The sequence below is a fragment of the Vibrio bathopelagicus genome, from assembly GCF_014879975.1.
In the GTDB taxonomy this organism is placed as follows: Bacteria; Pseudomonadota; Gammaproteobacteria; order Enterobacterales; family Vibrionaceae; genus Vibrio; species Vibrio bathopelagicus.
Map to the genome: position 1 here is coordinate 259,998 of NZ_CP062500.1, position 21,414 is coordinate 281,411.

At 45.5% G+C, this 21,414-nt stretch carries 17 protein-coding genes and 15 tRNA genes; 20 read left to right on the forward strand and 12 right to left on the reverse strand.

The features are described 5' to 3' along the window. Nucleotides 1–55: 55 nt before the first annotated feature. Nucleotides 56–583 (reverse strand): prepilin-type N-terminal cleavage/methylation domain-containing protein, encoded by a 528-nt coding sequence (locus IHV80_RS01205; RefSeq protein ID WP_192889816.1) that lies wholly within the window; start codon nucleotides 581–583, stop codon nucleotides 56–58. Nucleotides 584–596: 13 nt separating this feature from the next. Continuing rightward, nucleotides 597–1,619, reverse strand: a complete 1,023-nt coding sequence (gene epmB / locus IHV80_RS01210) for an EF-P beta-lysylation protein EpmB (RefSeq protein WP_192889817.1) — start codon at nucleotides 1,617–1,619, stop codon at nucleotides 597–599. Nucleotides 1,620–1,652: 33 nt separating this feature from the next. Here epmB and efp point away from each other — a divergent pair, with 33 nt between their 5' ends. Continuing rightward, the gene (gene efp / locus IHV80_RS01215; protein ID WP_009847919.1) at nucleotides 1,653–2,219 is read left to right on the forward strand and encodes an elongation factor P; all 567 of its coding nucleotides are present in this window, start codon (nucleotides 1,653–1,655) and stop codon (nucleotides 2,217–2,219) included. A 216-nt stretch (nucleotides 2,220–2,435) separates the two neighbouring features. Here the strand turns inward: efp and frdD are convergent, their stop codons facing one another. From frdD to frdA, 4 genes are read right to left on the reverse strand one after another with little or no spacing between them, the layout of a single operon-like run. Further along, nucleotides 2,436–2,822, reverse strand: a complete 387-nt coding sequence (gene frdD / locus IHV80_RS01220) for a fumarate reductase subunit FrdD (RefSeq protein WP_017067166.1) — start codon at nucleotides 2,820–2,822, stop codon at nucleotides 2,436–2,438. A gap of 11 nt (nucleotides 2,823–2,833) precedes the next feature. Further along, on the reverse strand, nucleotides 2,834–3,217 hold the full coding sequence (gene frdC / locus IHV80_RS01225) for a fumarate reductase subunit FrdC (RefSeq protein ID WP_192889818.1): 384 nt from the start codon (nucleotides 3,215–3,217) through the stop codon (nucleotides 2,834–2,836). Nucleotide 3,218: 1 nt separating this feature from the next. Beyond that, complete coding sequence (locus tag IHV80_RS01230; protein ID WP_192889819.1) at nucleotides 3,219–3,983, reverse strand: succinate dehydrogenase/fumarate reductase iron-sulfur subunit; 765 nt, start codon at nucleotides 3,981–3,983, stop codon at nucleotides 3,219–3,221. Beyond that, entirely contained in the window at nucleotides 3,983–5,806 is a 1,824-nt protein-coding gene (frdA, locus tag IHV80_RS01235; RefSeq protein WP_192889820.1) for a fumarate reductase (quinol) flavoprotein subunit, read from the reverse strand. Before frdA ends, IHV80_RS01230 begins: the two co-directional genes overlap by 1 nt. Before the next feature lie 446 nt (nucleotides 5,807–6,252). Here frdA and epmA point away from each other — a divergent pair, with 446 nt between their 5' ends. Further along, complete coding sequence (gene epmA, locus IHV80_RS01240) at nucleotides 6,253–7,224, forward strand: elongation factor P--(R)-beta-lysine ligase (protein ID WP_192889821.1); 972 nt, start codon at nucleotides 6,253–6,255, stop codon at nucleotides 7,222–7,224. Nucleotides 7,225–7,287: 63 nt separating this feature from the next. On the opposite strand, the gene IHV80_RS01245 is transcribed toward epmA, so the two are convergent. The 5 genes from IHV80_RS01245 to rsgA form a co-directional block, all read right to left on the reverse strand. Next, nucleotides 7,288–8,175: a DMT family transporter gene (locus tag IHV80_RS01245; RefSeq protein WP_192889822.1), complete on the reverse strand. Its 888-nt coding sequence runs from the start codon at nucleotides 8,173–8,175 to the stop codon at nucleotides 7,288–7,290. Between the two features lie 152 nt (nucleotides 8,176–8,327). Further along, nucleotides 8,328–10,208 carry a methyl-accepting chemotaxis protein gene (locus IHV80_RS01250; protein WP_192889823.1) on the reverse strand — a complete coding sequence of 627 codons (1,881 nt, stop codon included), beginning with the start codon at nucleotides 10,206–10,208 and terminating at the stop codon, nucleotides 8,328–8,330. A gap of 261 nt (nucleotides 10,209–10,469) precedes the next feature. After that, a complete protein-coding gene (locus IHV80_RS01255) occupies nucleotides 10,470–11,885 on the reverse strand; it encodes an SLC13 family permease (RefSeq protein WP_192889824.1) in 1,416 nt (471 codons plus the stop codon). 325 nt (nucleotides 11,886–12,210) lie between these two features. After that, complete coding sequence (gene asd, locus IHV80_RS01260; RefSeq protein WP_192889825.1) at nucleotides 12,211–13,128, reverse strand: archaetidylserine decarboxylase; 918 nt, start codon at nucleotides 13,126–13,128, stop codon at nucleotides 12,211–12,213. 203 nt (nucleotides 13,129–13,331) lie between these two features. After that, entirely contained in the window at nucleotides 13,332–14,387 is a 1,056-nt protein-coding gene (rsgA, locus tag IHV80_RS01265) for a small ribosomal subunit biogenesis GTPase RsgA (RefSeq protein ID WP_017107428.1), read from the reverse strand. A 149-nt stretch (nucleotides 14,388–14,536) separates the two neighbouring features. Here rsgA and orn point away from each other — a divergent pair, with 149 nt between their 5' ends. The 16 genes from orn (at nucleotide 14,537) to IHV80_RS01345 (ending at nucleotide 17,214) form a co-directional block, all read left to right on the forward strand. Beyond that, nucleotides 14,537–15,082: an oligoribonuclease gene (orn, locus tag IHV80_RS01270; RefSeq protein WP_017107429.1), complete on the forward strand. Its 546-nt coding sequence runs from the start codon at nucleotides 14,537–14,539 to the stop codon at nucleotides 15,080–15,082. Nucleotides 15,083–15,262: 180 nt separating this feature from the next. After that, a tRNA-Gly gene (locus IHV80_RS01275) sits at nucleotides 15,263–15,338 on the forward strand. A 51-nt stretch (nucleotides 15,339–15,389) separates the two neighbouring features. After that, nucleotides 15,390–15,466: transfer RNA gene (locus IHV80_RS01280), tRNA-Met, on the forward strand. A 57-nt stretch (nucleotides 15,467–15,523) separates the two neighbouring features. Then, nucleotides 15,524–15,599, forward strand: a tRNA-Gly gene (locus IHV80_RS01285). A gap of 59 nt (nucleotides 15,600–15,658) precedes the next feature. Then, a tRNA-Met gene (locus IHV80_RS01290) sits at nucleotides 15,659–15,735 on the forward strand. 57 nt (nucleotides 15,736–15,792) lie between these two features. Next, nucleotides 15,793–15,868: transfer RNA gene (locus IHV80_RS01295), tRNA-Gly, on the forward strand. 59 nt (nucleotides 15,869–15,927) lie between these two features. Beyond that, nucleotides 15,928–16,004, forward strand: a tRNA-Met gene (locus IHV80_RS01300). A gap of 57 nt (nucleotides 16,005–16,061) precedes the next feature. Next, nucleotides 16,062–16,137 (forward strand) — tRNA-Gly (locus tag IHV80_RS01305). Nucleotides 16,138–16,196: 59 nt separating this feature from the next. Beyond that, nucleotides 16,197–16,273, forward strand: a tRNA-Met gene (locus IHV80_RS01310). A gap of 57 nt (nucleotides 16,274–16,330) precedes the next feature. Beyond that, nucleotides 16,331–16,406, forward strand: a tRNA-Gly gene (locus IHV80_RS01315). A 59-nt stretch (nucleotides 16,407–16,465) separates the two neighbouring features. Then, nucleotides 16,466–16,542, forward strand: a tRNA-Met gene (locus IHV80_RS01320). 57 nt (nucleotides 16,543–16,599) lie between these two features. Beyond that, nucleotides 16,600–16,675: transfer RNA gene (locus IHV80_RS01325), tRNA-Gly, on the forward strand. Between the two features lie 59 nt (nucleotides 16,676–16,734). Continuing rightward, nucleotides 16,735–16,811, forward strand: a tRNA-Met gene (locus IHV80_RS01330). A 57-nt stretch (nucleotides 16,812–16,868) separates the two neighbouring features. Further along, nucleotides 16,869–16,944 (forward strand) — tRNA-Gly (locus IHV80_RS01335). Nucleotides 16,945–17,003: 59 nt separating this feature from the next. After that, a tRNA-Met gene (locus tag IHV80_RS01340) sits at nucleotides 17,004–17,080 on the forward strand. Between the two features lie 58 nt (nucleotides 17,081–17,138). Continuing rightward, nucleotides 17,139–17,214: transfer RNA gene (locus IHV80_RS01345), tRNA-Gly, on the forward strand. A gap of 611 nt (nucleotides 17,215–17,825) precedes the next feature. Here IHV80_RS01345 and queG read toward each other — a convergent pair. After that, nucleotides 17,826–18,968 carry a tRNA epoxyqueuosine(34) reductase QueG gene (gene queG, locus IHV80_RS01350; protein WP_192889826.1) on the reverse strand — a complete coding sequence of 381 codons (1,143 nt, stop codon included), beginning with the start codon at nucleotides 18,966–18,968 and terminating at the stop codon, nucleotides 17,826–17,828. 223 nt (nucleotides 18,969–19,191) lie between these two features. On the opposite strand from queG, the gene tsaE reads away from it, so the two are divergent. Together tsaE and IHV80_RS01360 are read left to right on the forward strand one after the other, a co-directional pair. Continuing rightward, complete coding sequence (tsaE, locus tag IHV80_RS01355) at nucleotides 19,192–19,656, forward strand: tRNA (adenosine(37)-N6)-threonylcarbamoyltransferase complex ATPase subunit type 1 TsaE (RefSeq protein ID WP_004735870.1); 465 nt, start codon at nucleotides 19,192–19,194, stop codon at nucleotides 19,654–19,656. Next, nucleotides 19,650–21,371 carry an N-acetylmuramoyl-L-alanine amidase gene (locus IHV80_RS01360; RefSeq protein ID WP_192889827.1) on the forward strand — a complete coding sequence of 574 codons (1,722 nt, stop codon included), beginning with the start codon at nucleotides 19,650–19,652 and terminating at the stop codon, nucleotides 21,369–21,371. The genes tsaE and IHV80_RS01360 overlap by 7 nt, the downstream gene beginning before the upstream one ends. Nucleotides 21,372–21,414: the final 43 nt, after the last annotated feature.

Here is a 21,414-nt window from a genome sequence, read left to right on the forward strand (position 1 = left end):
CCGGACGATCGAACAAAAACTTTTTGTCTTAACGATTGGGGCTCGTGATGAAAAGCTAGCAGCCAGTTGTAGTTAATGTGAAGACAGGTGCTGTGGTCTCAGTCGCTTCTTGATACTCAAGGTAGCAGTTATCAGCCTGCTTTTTTCTACTCGAAGGCGCATAAAGAATAATGCCATCGTTCGCATCAGTATTGGTAAAGAACCAGTCTGCTCGGCCCGTATCCCAAACAGCATCTAAGAAAGTAGATTCTATAAGGAGTGACCAAGTTTGATCATTCATCGCTGCTGGGTAGCCGTAGGCGACTAAGATATCGTCGCCCTCAACATTTACGGATGCGCTAACGGCTTTATCTAAGCCTAATGCTGATGCCTTACCGTAAAGCATAGCACTTGCGCCTTCCATACCGCCTTTAAGGCCATTTAATGTCGAGATGCGAGCATCGGTTTGAAGGTTGAGAAACTTAGAAGCCGCAGTTACCGACACAATGCCCAGAATTACGATAACTACAACCAGTTCAATGATGGTGAAGCCTTTTGAGAGGCATTTGTTCGCTGGAGGGGTGACAAGAGCATTGTGTTTCATTGATACGACTTCTCTATTCAATGTGTAAATCGAGTGGTGTCTTACTGCTGCGACCGCCGATCTCGCGAGTTAACTTAGGTACAAGGTAGCCAGAAACCTCGGAGATTAAACCCTTAAAGTGAAGCTTGGCCTCTTCATCGGAAATGTAGAAGTGAGCAGCGCCCTGAACTTTATCCAGTACATGCATATAGTAAGGTAAAATGCCTGCATCGAATAGCCTTTCGCTCAACTCTTTCAATGAGTTAGTGCTGTCATTGACCCCTTTTAGCATCACACCTTGGTTGAGCAGAGTCGCACCACTTTGCTTCAATTTACAGAAGGCTTGTTTGAGCTCTACATTGATTTCATTGGCATGATTAATATGGCTGACCATCACCACGTTTAGACGAGTATCAGCCAATGTTTGGCACAATTCGTCAGTCACGCGGGCAGGGATCACAACAGGTAAACGGCTATGGATGCGGACAGTTTTCACATGCGGAATCTGTTCGATGGCATTGATAAGCCAGCCTAGCTCGCTGTCTTTAGCCATCAAAGGGTCGCCGCCAGACAAGATCACTTCGTTGATCTCTGGATGAGCGGCCACATAGTCGAGGCTGGTTTGCCACACAGACTTCGAGCCCTTGTTATCTTGATAAGGAAAATGACGGCGGAAGCAGTAGCGGCAGTTTATGGCGCAGCCCCCTTTTACGATCATCAGTGCACGATTTTTATATTTGTGCAGCAGCCCTGGGATTGCATTCTCTTGTTCTTCTAGTGGATCAGCCGAATAGCCTTGGTGTACTTCGAACTCTTCGTTTAAAGGTAAAACCTGACGCAGTAATGGGTCGTGTGGGTTGCCTTTTTCCATTCGCTCAACAAAGCTTAGAGGTACTCGAAGTGAAAACAGCTCACGCGCTGCGAATCCTTTTTGCCACGATGTTGGGTCTATTTCCAATGCTTCAAGCAGTTTTGTCGGGTCAGAGATCGCATTCGATAGTTGTTTGAGCCAGTTTTGCTCAACAGATTCGACTTTTCGGGTTATGATATGCGGCATTGAAATTAACTCAAAGATGTGGAAGAGAAAATCATGGCGTCAGTAAGCACCAATGAATTCAAAGGCGGTTTAAAATTCATGTTAGATAACGAGCCTTGCGCAATTATCGACAATGAATACGTTAAGCCAGGTAAAGGCCAAGCGTTTAACCGTGTAAAACTTCGTAAACTGCTGTCAGGCAAAGTGTTAGAGAAAACATTCAAGTCAGGCGAAAGCTTTGAGCTTGCAGATGTTGTTGACGTTGAACTAGGTTACCTATACAACGACGGCGAATTCTACCACTTCATGAACAACGAAACATTTGAGCAAATTGCAGCAGACGTAAAAGCAGTCGCTGACTCAGCAAAATGGTTAGTTGAAAATGACGTTTGTACTCTAACGTTGTGGAATGATAACCCTATCACTGTTACTCCGCCAAACTTTGTTGAGATCGAAGTAACTGAAACCGATCCTGGCCTGAAAGGCGATACACAGGGTACTGGTGGTAAACCTGCAACTCTAGCAACAGGCGCGGTAGTTCGCGTACCTCTATTCATCGCTATCGGTGAAGTTGTTAAAGTTGATACTCGTACTGGCGAATACGTTGGTCGTGTAAAATAATTTGATTGTGTCCATCTTTTAGGATGGCTCAGTGAAATAGAAAAGGTCGCTTATGAGCGGCCTTTTTTGTATCTGGTGATCAGGAAAAGCGGGGGAGGAGGAGCAGAGCAGATGCGAGTAAACGAGATATAACAAGCAACAAAAAAGCAGAACAAGGAATTCCTGCTCTGCTTTTAATCTTTTCGCTTTTAAGCTCTTCGAATCTCGTATCTGCTCTTAGATCATAAAGATGAAGATAACAGACAACGCGCTGATTAGACCTGCAACGAAGTAGCAGCCCACTTTACCTGCAACGCCGACGTGGAACTTAAGGTCGTGCATGCCGTGGTGAAGACGGTGCATTGCGTGCCACATTGGCAGTGCTAGCGTACCGATGATGAATAGCGCACCGATAATGCTGGTGGCAAACTCAGATACACGCTCGTAGCTCATTGCATCTGCATCGATAATGCCCATTGGCACTAAGATACCCAGCACTAGAATCGTGATTGGAGTGATCATCGCGAACCAAGTACCGCCAGCGCCGAATAGGCCCCACCAGATTGGCTCATCAGAGCGTTGAGGGTTGTGGTTAACAGGTTTCACTTTGTAATTTGTGTTCATAACGAAGCTCCTTACACCACCATCAGAACGATTAAAGAAATAAATGCCACCGCTGCCCACTGGGTCAGTACGATGATTCTTTTATCTACCAATTTGCCTTTAAGGCGGATTGGCATTACTTGAGGCATCATGCTGAAGAAGGTCTGAGCGTGCAGCAAGCTGCCTAGCAGTGCCACGATGTTGATACCAACAACGATAGGGTTAGCCATAAAGCCCAACCAACCTTCCCACGCTTCTGGGCCTTTCACTAGCGCACCCAAACCGAAGGTTAGGAACAGAGTGAATAGAATCAAAGGCAGTACAGTCGCTTCACGTAGCATGTAGAAGCGGTAGAACGGATGGTTGCTCCACCACGTTCTCTTCATCTCACGAACATAAGGCTTACGATTGCTCATATTATGCCTCCTCTGTTGTTTTTGCTTGCGATCCGTCTGGCTTGAACATCGAGATAACGAAGTCCATTGAAGACTCAACTTTGCCTTGGTTAACTGCCGCTGCTGGGTCTACTTTCTTCGGACATACGTCAGAACAGTAACCTACAAACGTACAACCCCAAGCGCCGTTGTCGCCATTGATAAGCTTCATACGTTCAGCTTTACCATTGTCACGGCTATCTAGGTTGTAGCGGTGAGCAAGCGCAAGTGCCGCAGGTCCGATGAACTCAGGGTTTAAACCGAATTGAGGACATGCTGCGTAGCACAAACCACAGTTGATGCAGCCAGCGAACTGTTTGTACTTCGCCATTTGCTCTGGAGTTTGGATGTTAGTGCCGTCTTCTGGCTTACGGTCGTTACCAATGATGTAAGGCTTGATTGCTTCAAGGCGCTCGATGAACGGCGTCATGTCGACAATCAAATCTTTTTCGATTGGGAAGTTAGCCAAAGGCTCAATCTTGAAGCCATTCGGGTAATCACGTAAGAAGCTCTTACATGCCAGTTTTGGCACGCCATCAACCATGATGCCGCAAGAACCACAAATCGCCATACGACAAGACCAACGGTAAGACAGGTCTTTATCTAGGTTATCTTTGATGTAACCTATCGCATCAAGTACTGACATGGTTTCATCAAACGGCACTTCAAAGGTTTGAAAGTGAGGTTCTGCATCGTGCTCAGGGTCATAACGCAGGATTTCAATTTTTTGGATTCGATTCGCTGACATTATGCTTGCTCCTCTGCGCTCTTCTTAGCATTCTCTTCTGCCGCTTTTTCAGCAGCAGCGGCTTTCTCAGCTGCTTCACCGTATAGACGAGCTTTAGGTTGAGATTTAGTAATCTTAACGCCGCTGTAGTCGATGGTTGGTGCTGCATCTTCGTTGTAGAAAGATAGAGAGTGTTTCAGGAAGTTCACGTCATCACGTTCTGTGCAGTTGTCGTCTAGACGTTGGTGTGCACCGCGAGACTCTTTACGAAGAATGGCTGAGTGAACCATCGCTTCTGCAACTTCAAGGCCGTAACCCACTTCGATAGCGTAAAGTAGGTCTGTGTTGAACACTTTGCCTTTGTCTTTAATGCTGATCTTCTTATAGCGAGCTTTCAGTTCAGTGATCTTGTTGATGGTTTCTTGCATCAAGTCTTCTTGACGGTAGATACCACAACCCGCTTCCATGGTGTGACCCATTTCAGTACGGATGTCAGCCCAGTTCTCATCGCCTTCTTGAGCCAAGATGCCTGCGATGCGATCTTCAACCGCTTTAATTTGCTTAGCGATAGCGTCTTCATTCCAGCCTTTGAATTCAGCAGCGCGTTTCACCGCTTGTTCACCGGCTACGCGACCAAACACAACGAACTCAGCCAGAGAGTTCGAACCTAGGCGGTTTGCACCGTGTAGGCCAACTGAAGCACATTCACCAACGGCGAATAGACCTTTGATGCGAGTCTCACACGTACCGTTAGTTTCGATACCACCCATGGTGTAGTGAACGGTCGGGCGAATTGGGATTGGCTCTTTTGCTGGATCAACGTTTACGTACGCTTTTGCAAGCTCACAGATAAACGGTAGACGCTCTTGCAGGTACTCTTCACCAAGGTGGCGAAGGTCAAGATGTACTACATCACCAAGTGGGTGCTTGATGGTGTTGCCTTTCTGCTGCTCATGCCAGAACGCTTGAGAAACTTTGTCACGAGGACCCAGTTCCATGTATTTGTTTTTCGGCTCGCCCACTGGAGTTTCAGGGCCCATGCCGTAATCTTGCAGGTAACGGTAGCCGTTCTTGTTGACGATGATACCGCCTTCACCACGACAACCTTCGGTCATCAAGATGCCAGTGCCCGGTAGGCCTGTTGGGTGGTATTGAACGAACTCCATGTCACGCAGTGGTACACCGTGGCGATAAGCCATTGCCATACCGTCGCCAGTTACGATACCGCCGTTGGTATTACAGTGGTAAACACGACCTGCGCCACCGGTTGCTAACACAACAGATTTCGCTTTAATCGTAACAAGCTCACCTTCAGACATATGAATCGCGATAAGGCCTTGTACTTCGCCATCTTCAACGATCAAATCCACCACAAAGTACTCATCAAATCGTTTGATTGTGTCGTACTTCATCGAAGTCTGGAACAGAGTATGAAGCATGTGGAAGCCGGTTTTATCCGCTGCGAACCACGTTCTTTCTACCTTCATACCGCCGAATCGGCGTACGTTTACTTCACCGTTTTCTTTACGACTCCATGGGCAGCCCCATTGTTCCATTTGGATCATTTCGCGAGTCGAGTTTTCAACAAAGTATTCAACAACATCCTGTTCACATAGCCAGTCACCACCGCCAACAGTATCGTTGAAGTGGTTATCTAAGCTATCTTCGTCTTTAATTACTGCTGCTGAACCGCCTTCTGCTGCTACCGTGTGCGAACGCATTGGGTAAACTTTAGAAATCAGTGCTACTTCCAATTCAGGATTAGCTTCAGCCGCAGCGATAGCTGTACGAAGACCAGCGCCGCCTGCGCCGATGACTGCGATATCTGTGGTAATTGTCTTCACAGTTATTCTCCAGTGTGATGCGGAGTATTCCGCTTGTTATTATAAAAAGTTAGAGAGCAGTAAACGGCATCAACCGATTATCACCCCTAAGCCTTAAGTGGTAGGTTCAGTGTAAGAGAGGAGGGCGTTTCAAAAATTGATGTATTTAGGTTTTTGCTCCAGTAATGCATATGGAGGCATAGAATTTATAGGTTATGTGACTGCAATCACGGCAATCAATTGTTGATAACGATTCTCCCACAAGGCATGTGTTAACGGCTTGTTGAGTATGATTTTTGTTATCAATGTTGGTCGAGGTCGAATATAGGTAAATGTATTGTAGAACGTGATTTTCTGGCTTCATTAAAACCGTATTTCGACCTTATTAATGCAAAGATAGAAGCTTACAAAAGAGGCGAAAAGTGGTAATTTTCGTCGCCTAGAATTCAGTGATATGGAACTTGATAATGCACTCCACATGGCAACCCGCCGCAACCATAAAGCAGTTAAAGCAACGTGCTGATATCCTTAATCAAATCCGCCAGTTTTTTGCTGAGCGAAATGTGATGGAAGTGGATACGCCAGCCATGAGTCACGCCACGGTGACGGATGTGCATTTACATACCTTCAAAACTGAATTTGTAGGGCCGGGTTATGCACACGGCCAACCGCTGTTCTTTATGACGAGTCCTGAATTTCATATGAAGCGCTTGTTGGCGGCAGGAAGTGGTTGTATTTACCAAATTTGTAAGTCTTTTCGTAACGAAGAAAATGGCCGTTACCACAATCCTGAGTTCACCATGTTGGAGTGGTATCGCGTTGGTTTTGATCATCATGATCTGATGGATGAAATGGATCTGCTGCTACAACAGGTTCTTAAATCAGGTGTCGCGGAGCGAATAACTTACCAACAAGCCTTTGTTGATGTGCTTGGTGTGTGTCCATTGGAAGGTTCGATGGATACGTTAAAGCAGGCCGCAGCGAAACTTGGCTTAAGTGATATCGCAGACCCTGAACAAGATCGCGATACCTTATTACAACTGCTGTTTAGTATTGGTGTTGAGGCGAAAATAGGTCAACAGGTGCCTGCGTTTGTGTATGACTTCCCTGCATCGCAAGCCGCCTTAGCTAAGATTAATCCAAACGATTCACGAGTCGCCGATCGCTTTGAGGTGTATTTCAAGGGGATTGAACTGGCTAACGGCTTCCATGAGTTAGATAAACCACAAGAACAATTGCAGCGTTTTGAAGACGATAATGCCAAACGTATTGAGATGGGCTTATCGCCTCAACCGATTGATCATCATTTGATTGAGGCACTAAAAGCTGGCTTACCAGATTGTGCGGGTGTTGCTCTAGGTATCGACAGATTAATCATGCTAGCACTAGGGTATGACCACATCGATGACGTGACGGCTTTTCCTTTCCCGCGTTCTTAATTTTCTGTTTTGATGAGAGTTAATAGTCATTAACTATTAACTCTCAGCTTCCAATCCGCTTCTCTAGCTGACCAGAATACCAGTACCAACTACAGCAACAATGGCACCGATCCAAGCGTAAGCATTCGGCCTTTGCTTGGTATAAAGCCATAATATGGGTAACAACATGATTGGCGTGGTTGAAGATAACAGCGCGACCATGCCGACATTCCCTTCTTGCAGCGCATACAAGATCAGCGTCATTCCCACCGCCATCGCTAAAAAGCCGTTAACCGCGGTAATCGCGAATATCTGTTTATTCATTGGGTTTAGTGCGCGTGAAAGTTTAGCGCCCGTTAAGCGAAACAGTGAGTGAGCCACAAAGGCGGAGATCATTCGAATGGCAGAAGCTGCTATTGGGTCGATGCTGGTTTGCATCACGGGTTTGGCAATAATACCGCCCAATGCTTGGCAAATCGCCGCTGTAATTCCTAGCGCAACACCAATCCACACCGTACCCTTAATGGTTTCAAGTTGGTTGTTCGCTTGTCCTCGACGACCAAAGAATATCGCGGTTAACACGCCGCTAAACACCAATGCAGAGCCAATCAGTTCTACCGAGGTCATGCTTTCGCTAAACAGGAAGTAACCGAGAATGGCTGAGAACACAGCGTGACAAGAGAACAGCAAACCCGCTTGGCGCGGCCCCATTCGGTTCAAACAGGCAAATAGGGCTGTATCACCAATGAAGATACCAATTAGGCCAGACAGCATCATGGGTGTTACCAGATCGGCTTCCACACTTGTCCAGCCACCCGTAAACCAAGCCATGCTTGATAAGATGATCGCGGTACAACCCATTCTCCAACGACTATAGGCGAAAGAACCTAAGTGTTGAGCTGGTTTTACTGACATTAGGCTCGCAATCGCCCAAAGAAAAGCGGCAGCAAGAGCTAACCATTCGAATCCCATCTGAATAACATCCTTGTGTCTGGGATAAATTAGCTCATCAATATGCATTAAACCGAACTGAGAACAAAGCGATTCTTAATAAAAGCACTGCTTTGCTCCTCAGTGATAGGTTTGCTCCAGCTATCCGTTTCGTTTGTCTAAGTCGCGAGGCTTTATACCTTAAAGCGCTCCACATCTCGACGCATCGATTCAGCAGCATTGCTCATCTCATTAGAGCTATTACGACTGCTTTCAGCTTGCTGTGCCAAATCGTCAGATGCGTCTTTGATCCCTTGCGTGTTGCGACTGATGTCTTCGCTCACTGCACGTTGTTCTTCTGCTGCACTGGCTATTTGCAGTGCCATGTCGTTGATTTCAGTGATCGCTTGCGTGATTTTAGTGAGGCTGCCATGGGCTTGTTCTGCGAAGCCTACACTGTTCTCTGCCAGTTGAGTGCTGGTAGTCATGCTTTCAACGGCATGTTCGGTATTCTTCTGTAACGTATCAATCATCACGCGGATTTCTTCGGTCGAGCCATGTGTTCTTTGGCTGAGCACTCGAACCTCATCGGCGACAACCGCAAATCCACGACCTTGTTCTCCCGCTCGAGCGGCTTCAATCGCAGCATTTAATGCCAACAGGTTGGTTTGTTCGGCAATGCCTTGAATGGTGGATAGGATCTGATTGATGCTTTGCGCGTTATTTTCTAATTCTCGAATAACATTGGCCGCGTCTTCAACTTGAGTCGCAAGGCCTGTAATTGCATCACGGTTTTGTTGAATAACCTCTTGGCCTTCGTTACAAGCGGTCGCTGATGCCTGAGAAGCGGAGGCGGTTAATTCGGCATGGCTGGCCACTTCAGCGGCGGTGGCGGACATTTCATGAATCGCAGTCGCAATTTGGTTGATGTCGTTTTGTTGATTCTCAACTCGAATCGAAGATTGGGTAGCCAGTTGATTGGCTTTTTCTGCATGATTGTTGAGATCGTGGCTGTGTTCTATCACGCCCTTAAGCATGCTTTGCATTTGACTCAAGAACTGGTTCACGAGCTCGGCAAGTTTGCCAATTTCATCCATACGTGTGATATCAATACGCTGGGTGAGGTCGCCTCTGCCTTGAGCCAGTTGAGTCAGCGCTTCAGACAATGTTTGCAGTGGGGAAAGCAGGCGGTTGATGACGACGGTGCTCGCAATTGAAATGACGATGTACAAAATCAAAGAGGTTAGTGTGATGAACTGAATGGCATCAGATACCGCAGAAAACGCCATCTCTTTATCGATAACAATACCCAGAGACCAATCTGTGTTCGGAATGTTGGCCATGTAGACCATTTTATCACCCTGGCCAGGCCAAGTGAGCGTGGTGATCATTTGGTTTTGGAGTAGTTGTGACACCTTGTTGGTTGTTAGTTCTGGATTCAAACTAATTAGTGGTTTTTGACTCAGCTCTTCATCACTGTAGGCAACTATGTTGTTGTTGCCATCGACTAAAAACGCAAAGCCATCGTTATCGAGTTTTACATTGAGAACCGTATCAATAATGCTGGTTACGGTTAAATCTGCCGCGAGAACGCCTTGTCTCTCTCCACTGAATGCTTTGGCAAAGCTGATGACGATGCTGCCGTCAAAGTCTTGATAAGGCTCTGTGATGATGAGATCGGATGTTGCGTTGGCGTCTTTATACCAAGGTCGGGTGCGTGGGTCGTAGCCTGCTGGCCAATCTTCACCTTTGTCGCCATAAGCGATAGTGCCATCGCTGAATCCGGCATAAACAGACAGGAATTGTCCTGCTTGTTTGGTGATTAATAACTCGCGGTCAGAGTTACTATTGCTTGAAATGGTCGATTCATTGGCAAGCATCATATCACTGCGGATAGAGAGCCAATCGGCAATGTAATTGGTGGTGCCAACACTGACATTTTTCATTTCTTGGTTGATCGCGACTTCAGTCTCTTGAGTAAGCTGATTGACCGATATCCAAGCTTGAGCGCCACTCACGACGGCGATAATGACCGCAATCGCGATCTGAATTTTAAACTTAATAGTATGTCTCAAGGTCTATTCCTCTCTATTAGACAAAAAACTAATTGACAGTGACGTACTTGATGGTGAATTGGTGTGTCTCTGATGCGTGTATAGTGCCGTTGTCTTGATGTTAGTAAATGTGTTTAAAATCAAAAATTTAAAAACATCCATCGTTATTTTTAATAAACCGTGAAGTAGAATCACAATTATCTATCGATTAAAAACTGATAAACCCTTCAGCTAGCGAAATCATGATTGCTAGCTGGAGGGTTGTAGTGAGGGATTAACGTGCTAGGTGATGATAAACAGCGCGAGGTAGACCATTAATAAGCCGACAATCCCCAAGATGATGCCCATCTTCGCCATGTCTTTGCTCTCAATAAGTCCGGTTGAGTAAGCCAGCGAGTTTGGTGGTGTCGACACTGGAAGAATCATACCGAGTGATGCGGAGAAGGCGACCACAACCAACAAGCCTTGCAAGCCGCCAATCGCGACCAAGCTTTCCATGGATGCGCCAATCGCAGCCGCTATCGGCATCAGTAAGTTGGCAGTTGCGGTGTTCGACATGAAGTTAGCCATTAACCAACACACGATAGATAGCGTTAGTACCACTGCAGCAGGCGAGAGTGATTCATAGTCAATCGCGTGCGCCAATGCCGCAGCTAGCCCTGTTTTGTCCAAGCCGATACCAATCGCAATACCACCCGCCACTAACCACAACACATCCCAGTTAATCAGCTTGAGCTCTTCTTTGCCCATGATGCCAGTCAGCGTGAACACCGCCAACGGAATGATCGAGACCACATAGGTGTTCATGCCGTGCAGTTTGGTGGTCATCCATAACAGAATAGTGGCGGCGAAGGTGACGTAAACGACAATCGCTCGCCAGCTTTTCCTAAATTGGCCATCAAGCTTGAGTACCATGTTTCTTTCTTTAGAAGGGAAGAGTTTTTGTAGAAGAAACCAAGCGATGGTGAGTTGGATAATCACAAAAGGTAAGCCCATCATCATCCAGCTAAGGAAGTCGATACTGTTTTCGCCAGTCAGATATTGCAGTGCGATCGCATTGGGTGGTGTACCGATGGGTGTCGCGATACCACCGGTGTTAGCAGCAATTGGAATACATAACACCAAAGCTTTAATTCCCATGTCGCCTTTTGGCGCAGAGGCTACGATCGGGCCTAGCAATGCGAGCATCATTACAGTAGTCGCCGTGTTCGACATAAACATCGAGAACACAGCGGTGATCAGCATTAAACCGAGCATGATGAAGCGTGGCTCTGTGCCAAATGGTTTGAGTAGCACCCGAGCTAGGTTGTTGTCGAGTTCGTACTTGGATGCCGATATTGCGAGAGCGAAACCACCCATGAAGAGGATGATGATTGGTGACGAAAATGCACCGAAGATGTCGGTATATTTGATTAACTCACCGAGATCGTGTCCTGCTGGTGGGTTTCTAAATAGGTGCAGACCTTTGTCGGAAATCATTACCAGTTCAAGCGCAATGATCAAAATGGAAGTGGCGAATACCGGAACAGGTTCAAGCACCCACAGTAGAGCGGCCAACAAGAATATCGCTAACAGACGATGTTGAATCAGCGTGAGATCATCGATTGGGATGGAATCTATCGGCATGAATAGCACGCCTAAGGGAATCGCAAAACAAATCAATAGCTTGACCAGAATGCCAATATTGAGTTTAGGCATGATACAAAGACCCTATGAATAAAATATCTTCAAATAGAGTAAGTTATCTGGATTTTTGGTACTTGGAGACGGGTTGTAAAATCGAAAAGTTGTTTAAGGTTTCGACAGTTGTTTTGTTTTTGGTCAATCTTTTTTCTGGGTAATTCGACGTCTTATTCGTTGAGAATAAGGTTGTCGGTAGTTAGATTGGTTGAAATCTTGAAGGGAAATGTCTCGAACTAGATAAGAAAAAGGCGCGTTATTTACTCGAAATAACGCGCCTTTAATATGTCTATGAGTGAACTTGCATCGACAAGTAATACTATCTACAAGCTAACTCAGGAAGTTATGCTTGGTCTGTGTTCTCAACAGTTTCAGCAGTATCTTCAGTTACTTCGGCTTCTTTGCCCGCAATATGCGCGAAAGGTGTGCCTAGAACGGTTTTCTCACCATTCTGCATCGTTTCGTCAAACTTGATTGCATCTTTAGCAAACAGGTTGATAACGGTTGAACCAAGCTTGAAGCGACCCATCTCTTCGCCTTTCTTCAAGATGATAGATTTGTCACCTTGTGCTGGGTAATCCCATTTGTAAACCGAGTTACCGCGAGGTGGTGTGATGGTGCCAGCCCAAACCTGCTCGATGCTACCTACGATAGTTGCACCAACCAGCACTTGTGCCATTGGGCCAAACTCAGTATCAAAGATACAAACTACACGCTCGTTACGTGCGAATAGGTTTGGAACGTTCTCTGCCGTTAGTGGGTTTACTGAGAAAAGGTCACCCGGAACGTAGATCATCTGACGCAATGTGCCGTCACATGGCATGTGCACGCGGTGGTAATCACTTGGAGACAAGTAAAGTGTTGCGAATTCGCCGTCTTTAAATTCATCCGCTAGAGCTGCATCACCACCCAATAGCTCACGAGCTGAGTAGTTGTGGTTTTTAGCTTGAATCAATTGACCATCAGTAATTGGGCCAAATTGGCTTACGCGAGCATCAGCAGGGTGAACAATCACGGATTCGCCTTCAGCGACAGGGCGCATGCCTTCTTTTAATTCACGCACGAAGAATTCATTGAATGTCTTAAAGTGTTTTGGATCGCTATGCAGAGCTTCATCCATGTTCACTTTGTATTGCTTGATGAACCAGTTGATGATCGCTGTTGTTAAACCGCCCGCTTTAGCAGACGCCAGTTTACCAACTAAACGAGTCAGGCCATGTTGTGGGATCCAGTACTGCAATCCAACTTTAATCTTATCCATTGTATTAATTTTCCGATGCTAATAGTTTTTTGATGCTAGTCGTTTTTTGATGCTAGTCGTTTTTCGATGCTAACTGCTTTTCAATGTTATTTATCTTCAAAGAAAACGAGTTAATGACGGTTTAGGGCGCGAGATGTTACTTAAAATCGCGCAACTTGTCAGCAATCGTCAGTAAACGCACATGTTTGTTCACAATAATGCGATTATAGATCCGCTTTCTTACTTCGCGAGTACTGACGGTTATCTTTGTTGTCAGCCATTGTTTCAATAATGCGGTGGTAGCTAGCAAAACGTAAGCGGCTAATTTTTCCGTCCTCTACGGCTTCACGTAGGAGACATCCAGGATCGTCATTGTGCTTACAGTCACGGAACTTACAGCCACCTAGGTATGGCTTGAATTCAATGAAAGCATCAGTGACTTCATCTGGTTCTAAATGCCATAGGCCGAATTCACGTACCCCTGGGGAATCGATAAGATCACCACCAGAAGGGAAGTGATACAAACGCGCGGCTGTGGTGGTGTGTTGACCCAGTCCTGAGTTTTCAGAAACTGCACCTTCTTCAATGTCCAATGTTGGCATTAGTGCATTCACTACGCTGGATTTACCTACGCCAGATTGACCAACGAAAATGTTGATACGATCTTTCAGTTCAGCTTCCAACTCTTTGATGCCGTAACCCGACTCTTTACTCACGAACATGACTTTATAACCGATTTTCTCGTATATCTTCAGCGTTTCGCGGTATTCGCTAATTTGTTGCTCTGTCAGCAAGTCGACTTTATTGAGCACAACTAAAGGGGCAATATTCACTGTTTCAGAGGCGATCAAGTAGCGGTCGATGATATTAAGTGATAGCTCCGGTAGTACAGCTGAAACGATAACCATTTGGTCTACGTTCGCTGCAACCGGTTTTAGGCCGTCATAGTAGTCAGGGCGAGTTAGCATTGATGTTCTCGGCTCAACGGCTTCGACAACACCAGAGATGCCTGCCATTGACTCAAGCCCTGCGCGCCAAGTTACTTTGTCTCCGGAAACTAACGTTTCGATACTACGACGTAAGTTACAACGGTGAACTTCGTTGGTTTCAAGATCTTCGATATCAGCATGTTGACCAAAGCGCGTAATCACGAGTCCGCTTTTTGTTCCGCCAAGCATGTTCTCATCCCACTGGATAGAATCTTCTTTCTTGAGTCGCTTGTTCTGGTTGCTACGTACGCGACGCACCTGACCTTTGGTTAACTTCTTTTTTTTAGCCACAATTTTTCACTTAACACATCTAACTTGATGATTGAGGACTCAAACGGGATGTTATTGGTGCCACTGATTTCGATGGCCCTAAAGCTAGTTTGAGTATAGTTATTTGGGTATAGTACCTCTTTTATACATAAACAAATAGGCGACGCCTTATGTCCTTTAGCGATCAGAACCTTATTTGGGTTGATCTAGAGATGACAGGACTTGATCCTGAAACTCATAAAATTATTGAAATTGCTTCTATCGTTACCGATAGTGAGCTCAACATTCTGGCTGAAGGGCCTGTTTTGGCCATTCACCAACCTCAGAGTGAATTGGACAAGATGGATGAGTGGTGTACGACGACTCATACTGGCAGCGGTTTAGTAAAGAGAATTCAAGAAAGCACCGTTTCAGAGCAAGATGCAATTAAACAAACGATTGAGTTTCTTGAGAAGTGGGTACCGAAAGGTAAATCGCCTATTTGTGGTAACAGCATTGGCCAAGATCGTCGTTTCCTATACAAACACATGCCAGAGTTGGAAGAGTATTTCCACTACCGCTATGTCGACGTCAGCACTCTGAAAGAACTTGCGCGTCGTTGGAAACCTGAAGTACTCGATGGTTTTTCTAAATCAGGAAGCCACCTTGCGCTAGACGATATTCGAGAGTCGATTGCAGAGCTGCAGTACTACCGAAAAACAATCATTAGCATCTAATCTGAGTGAATGATCACGTTTATCTAACTTTTCAGGTACATACAGGGCATTTTTTTTGCAAATTAGTGTGCTTTTTCAGCAGTTGAGTAAAAACTTGCTGATTTTTGCATTAAGGACTTGCATCACAAAAAAATGCTCTTATAATTCGCAGCCCTGAACGGCGAAAGACGTTTTCAGATTGCGATACTAGCTCAGTTGGTAGAGCGCAACCTTGCCAAGGTTGAGGTCATCGGTTCGAACCCGATGTATCGCTCCAAATTCTCTCTTTTTAGAGAACAGTTTCATTGTCTTAAACAATGCATCCGGACGCGGGATGGAGCAGTTTGGTAGCTCGTCGGGCTCATAACCCGAAGGTCGTCGGTTCAAATCCGGCTCCCGCAACCACATTACAGTTGAACGTTGATTGATGCTTCTTAGCAGAAAGATGAACGGTTAGCTTATGCGATACTAGCTCAGTTGGTAGAGCGCAACCTTGCCAAGGTTGAGGTCATCGGTTCGAACCCGATGTATCGCTCCAATTTCTTTCTTAGGATTGATGTTGGGAATAGAGTCATTGTCTTAAACAATGCATCCGGACGCGGGATGGAGCAGTTTGGTAGCTCGTCGGGCTCATAACCCGAAGGTCGTCGGTTCAAATCCGGCTCCCGCAACCACATTACAGTTGAACGTTGATTGATGCTTCTTAGCAGAAAGATGAACGGTTAGCTTATGCGATACTAGCTCAGTTGGTAGAGCGCAACCTTGCCAAGGTTGAGGTCATCGGTTCGAACCCGATGTATCGCTCCAATTTCTTTCTTAGGATTGATGTTGGGAATAGAGTCATTGTCTTAAACAATGCATCCGGACGCGGGATGGAGCAGTTTGGTAGCTCGTCGGGCTCATAACCCGAAGGTCGTCGGTTCAAATCCGGCTCCCGCAACCACATTACAGTTGAACGTTGATTGATGCTTCTTAGCAGAAAGATGAACGGTTAGCTTATGCGATACTAGCTCAGTTGGTAGAGCGCAACCTTGCCAAGGTTGAGGTCATCGGTTCGAACCCGATGTATCGCTCCAATTTCTTTCTTAGGATTGATGTTGGGAATAGAGTCATTGTCTTAAACAATGCATCCGGACGCGGGATGGAGCAGTTTGGTAGCTCGTCGGGCTCATAACCCGAAGGTCGTCGGTTCAAATCCGGCTCCCGCAACCACATTACAGTTGAACGTTGATTGATGCTTCTTAGCAGAAAGATGAACGGTTAGCTTATGCGATACTAGCTCAGTTGGTAGAGCGCAACCTTGCCAAGGTTGAGGTCATCGGTTCGAACCCGATGTATCGCTCCAATTTCTTTCTTAGGATTGATGTTGGGAATAGAGTCATTGTCTTAAACAATGCATCCGGACGCGGGATGGAGCAGTTTGGTAGCTCGTCGGGCTCATAACCCGAAGGTCGTCGGTTCAAATCCGGCTCCCGCAACCACATTACAGTTGAACGTTGATTGATGCTTCTTAGCAGAAAGATGAACGGTTAGCTTATGCGATACTAGCTCAGTTGGTAGAGCGCAACCTTGCCAAGGTTGAGGTCATCGGTTCGAACCCGATGTATCGCTCCAATTTCTTTCTTAGGATTGATGTTGGGAATAGAGTCATTGTCTTAAACAATGCATCCGGACGCGGGATGGAGCAGTTTGGTAGCTCGTCGGGCTCATAACCCGAAGGTCGTCGGTTCAAATCCGGCTCCCGCAACCACATTACAGTTGAACGTTGATTGATGCTTCTTAGCAGAAAGATGAACGGTTAGCTTATGCGATACTAGCTCAGTTGGTAGAGCGCAACCTTGCCAAGGTTGAGGTCATCGGTTCGAACCCGATGTATCGCTCCAATTTCTTTCTTAGGATTGATGTTGGGAATAGAGTCATTGTCTTAAACAATGCATCCGGACGCGGGATGGAGCAGTTTGGTAGCTCGTCGGGCTCATAACCCGAAGGTCGTCGGTTCAAATCCGGCTCCCGCAACCACATTACAGTTGAACGTTAATTGATGCTTCTGAGCACACAAGATTAACGGTTAGCTCATGCGATACTAGCTCAGTTGGTAGAGCGCAACCTTGCCAAGGTTGAGGTCATCGGTTCGAACCCGATGTATCGCTCCAGTTTACTCTCAATGGTAAACAACACTCTTTAAACCACAGTGTTTAAAGACGACCTTACCGGTCACGCTCTTTCTTTAATGCTGCGAAGCATAATCCCCCAAAAAAGCAAATAATCCTCCATCATGGTGGATATTTTTTTGTCTTAAATTTTTCTTAGCAACTGGAATGCTAGTAAACATCAGGCCTCTGAAGCAGATACTTGAGGTTTTTCACATCTATAAACAGACTTATCCACAAATAACACTGTGTGGATAACTTGGTTGATAAAGTTATTTCAGACCTAATTCTTTATATATCTCAAAAAGATCTTTCTTTATTTCAATGCGTTAGTAAAACGCAGGGTTCTGTAACTTGTTGTTTTATATTGAGTTGTAGCTTGGCTTGAGATTGAGTTAAAGATCGTTAACTTGTTGTTTTTTGATCTTAATCATTTATGGGCTTTGTGTTTAACTTTACGCGGGTGTTGAAAGTTTACGAAATATTTTAATTTTTTCCACATTGCCAAAATTGAGAACAAGGTCAAACATTGTTCTAATATTATGTGCAACGGGTTGTCTTAAATATTGGACTATTTAGGTAGGTTAACTAGCCAATCGTTGGTTCCTAAAGGGCTAGGCGTCTCTTGGTAGGCCTTTCTCAACAATACGTATCAGTCGGTGCTTTTTGGTGGAGATTTTGCTGTTACCTTCTTGCACGCTGTTAGCGCTGGGTAACTGCTGTAGTTGTTTATCCAAAGCCCATTCAATGTGGACATCTAACATCTCATTTTGGCCTCGGTGTGATTCGAGTGCTTCAATAATACGTTGTTGAAAAGGTGCATTGCCCATTGAGACAAAAATATTACGTAACCACTGGGTGTGGCCGATACGTCTTATTGCGGAACCTTCCATTTTCTTTAGAAAGGTAGCTTCATCCCAGCTTGAAAGTGAAACGAGATCGGCCTCTTTGAAATCTTCTCTTCGGTGAAAGTCTGTTTGCTCTGTGATATCGGCATGACGGTTCCACGGGCAAACCAGTTGGCAATCATCACAGCCGTAGATTCGGTTACCAATGGCTTCTCTGTACTCTTCTGGTATAACGCCATCGTATTCAATGGTGAGATAAGAAATACACTTACGTGCATCGACAACACCGTCGGCGATAATGGCACCTGTTGGGCAAGATGTGATACATGCGGTACATTTCCCACATTCATTGACACTCGGTGTATCGACTGGCAGAGGAATGTTAACTAACAGCTCGCCTAGGAAAAACCAAGACCCAGCGTCTTTATCCAGAATTAAAGAGTGTTTACCAGTCCAGCCTAATCCAGCTTTTTGAGCCAATGGTCTTTCTAAAATAGGCGCTGAGTCGACGAAAGGGCGTGAGTCTAACCCCTCAACTTCTTTCTCAATTCTTTGCCCCAGCTTTTTCAATTGGTTACGGAACAATTTGTGATAATCGCGGCCTAAAGAATAACGGCTGATATAGCCTTGAGTGGTATCGCTGAGGTTGGATGCAAACTGAGCTTCTGGTGGTAGGTAATTCATTCTAGCGCTGATCACTCGAATGGTCCCTGGGTGAAGTTCATCTGGACGCGCACGCATCATTCCATGCCGAGCCATCCAATCCATTTCACCGTGGTTGCCAGCATCTAGCCATGCTTGCAGGGGCGCTTCGTGTTCAGTTAAGTCAACATCACAAATGCCCACTTTTTGAAAGCCGAGCTCTTTTCCCCAGATTTTAATTTTTTCAGCAAGATGGTCTAGATTCATGGCTTGATTCTTATAAAGATAAGGCTAATTAAAATTAGGTTCGGCAAAAATGGGGGCGGATCTTAACGGATCTTTGCGATATTAACCAGAACAGACGCGCTTTGATTCGTATTTTTTCATAGAACTTACACTTGAGTGCTTGTCTCCCAAAAGCATCACGGTTTACTATTCTTGTTCTTTTGATTTTTATATAGTCAACGATCGATTTTTAGAGAACGTATTCATGAGCACGAAACAATTTACTTTGAAAGATGAGCAAGCCACGATTCAACTAGGTACGGAGCTTTCAAATCTTTGCTCACAGCAAACAACCATCTATTTGCATGGTGATCTTGGCGCAGGAAAAACGACATTCAGTCGTGGCTTTGTAAAAGCACTTGGCCATCAAGGAAATGTAAAGAGCCCAACGTACACTCTAGTTGAACCTTACCAACTTGCAGATTGGCAGGTGTACCACTTTGACCTTTATCGCTTGGCCGATCCTGAAGAGTTAGAGTTCATGGGTATCCGTGATTACTTTACTCCAGACGCCATCTGTTTGGTTGAATGGCCTGAGAAAGGCTATGGGATGCTACCAGAAGCAGATTTGGACATTGATATTCGTTACCAAGACGATCACCGTATTGTTTCTTTAACCGCAAATAGTGAATACGGACAGCGCTTACTTAGTCAGTTGGAGTTATGTTGATTTCTAAACGCCTTTTTTCATCAGTAGCTGTAATGGCTGCTGTTTTTTCGTTACTGTTTTCTTCACTTGTTTCTGCAAACTCGCTGAAAGGGTTGAGGGTTTGGCCTTCACCTGAAGAAACTCGTGTGGTTATCGACCTTAAATCAGAAGCGGACTTTAGCTATTTTACTTTGAGTAGCCCGAGTCGATTAGTTGTCGATTTAAAACATACCAATCTTGCGACCAAGTTACCTGTTGTGGTGAAGGATAGTCCCGTTCTGTCGAAAGTTCGTAAGAGCTCCCCGCCAGACAAAAACACCTATCGCTTAGTTTTCGAGTTGAAGAAATCCTCTAAAGCTGATTTGTTTAAACTGAGCCCGACTCCTGGTGGTCAGTATGGGCACCGTTTGGTGATTGACTTCCCTCATGGTGCGACAAGCAAGGGAACAACAACATCGAAGCCGAGTCAGCCAACGGTCAGCAAAAATATTAATCAGGTTAAACGTCAGAAAGACATTCTGATTGTGATCGACCCTGGTCATGGTGGTGAGGATCCTGGCTCTATTGGTCCAAGTCGTAAGTATGAAAAGAATGCAACTCTGAGTATTTCTCGTAAGCTTGCTGCACAATTGAATGCGGTTCCTGGGATCAAAACTCGCATGACCCGTAATGCTGATTACTTTGTAAACCTTAACCGACGTGTTGCGATTGCTCGTGAAAATGAAGCTCACTTGTTTATCTCTATTCACGCGGATGCGTTTACGACTCCTCAACCACGAGGTGGTTCGGTGTTTGTGTTGAATACTCGACGCGCCAATACAGAGATCTCGCGCTGGATCGAGAACAAAGAGAAACAGTCTGAATTGCTCGGTGGTAGCGGTGCAGCTTTCACTGGCAATATTGATGACAAAAACGTAAACCAAACTCTGCTTGATTTGCAGTTCAGCCACTCACAGAAAGAGGGCTATAAGCTGGCAACGACTATTCTTTCTGAGATGGGTAAGGTCGCTAAGCTTCATAACAGCAAGCCAATCAATACAAGTTTGGCGGTATTACGTTCACCACAGATACCATCGGTATTGGTCGAGACGGGCTTTATTTCAAACCCGACCGAAGAGAAACTTCTTTTCCAACGTTCGCACCAAGACAAACTAGCGCGAGCAGTGACTAAGGCTGTGGTTAAGTATTTGAAGGCTAATCCTCCAGAAGGGATTATCTTGTCTAATGCAACGTCATCAACGGGTGGTGTGAGCCAACATAAAGTGTCTCGTGGTGAGTCTTTATCGGTGATTGCGAGCAAGTATGGCACGTCGACACAGACCTTGATGAAACTCAATAACCTAAAATCGAGCAGCCTAGCGATCGGTCAAGTACTTAAGATCCCAAGCAGCGCTTCAGGTTCATCATCAAGCAGTGCAGTGAAAACTAAGACCATAACCCACACGGTTAAGTCTGGAGAGTACCTAGGCAAGATAGCCAGCCGTTACAAAGTACGGGTTGCAGATATCAAACGTGAGAACCGCTTGAAGTCTGAAACCGTAAGAGTAGGACAGAAGCTACGTATTACGGTTGAAGTTAAAGACGTACCTCTGCGCAAACATAAAGTCGCAAGAGGAGACTACCTAGGTAAGATTGCTTCTAAATACGGTGTGAGCGTCAACAGCATTCGCCAAGCAAATAACCTACGGTCTGACAGCCTAGCGGTGGGTCAGGTGCTGATTATTCCGCACAAATAAGCCTTTTAACGCAGACATGTTTCCATCAATGGCAGTAAGGTAG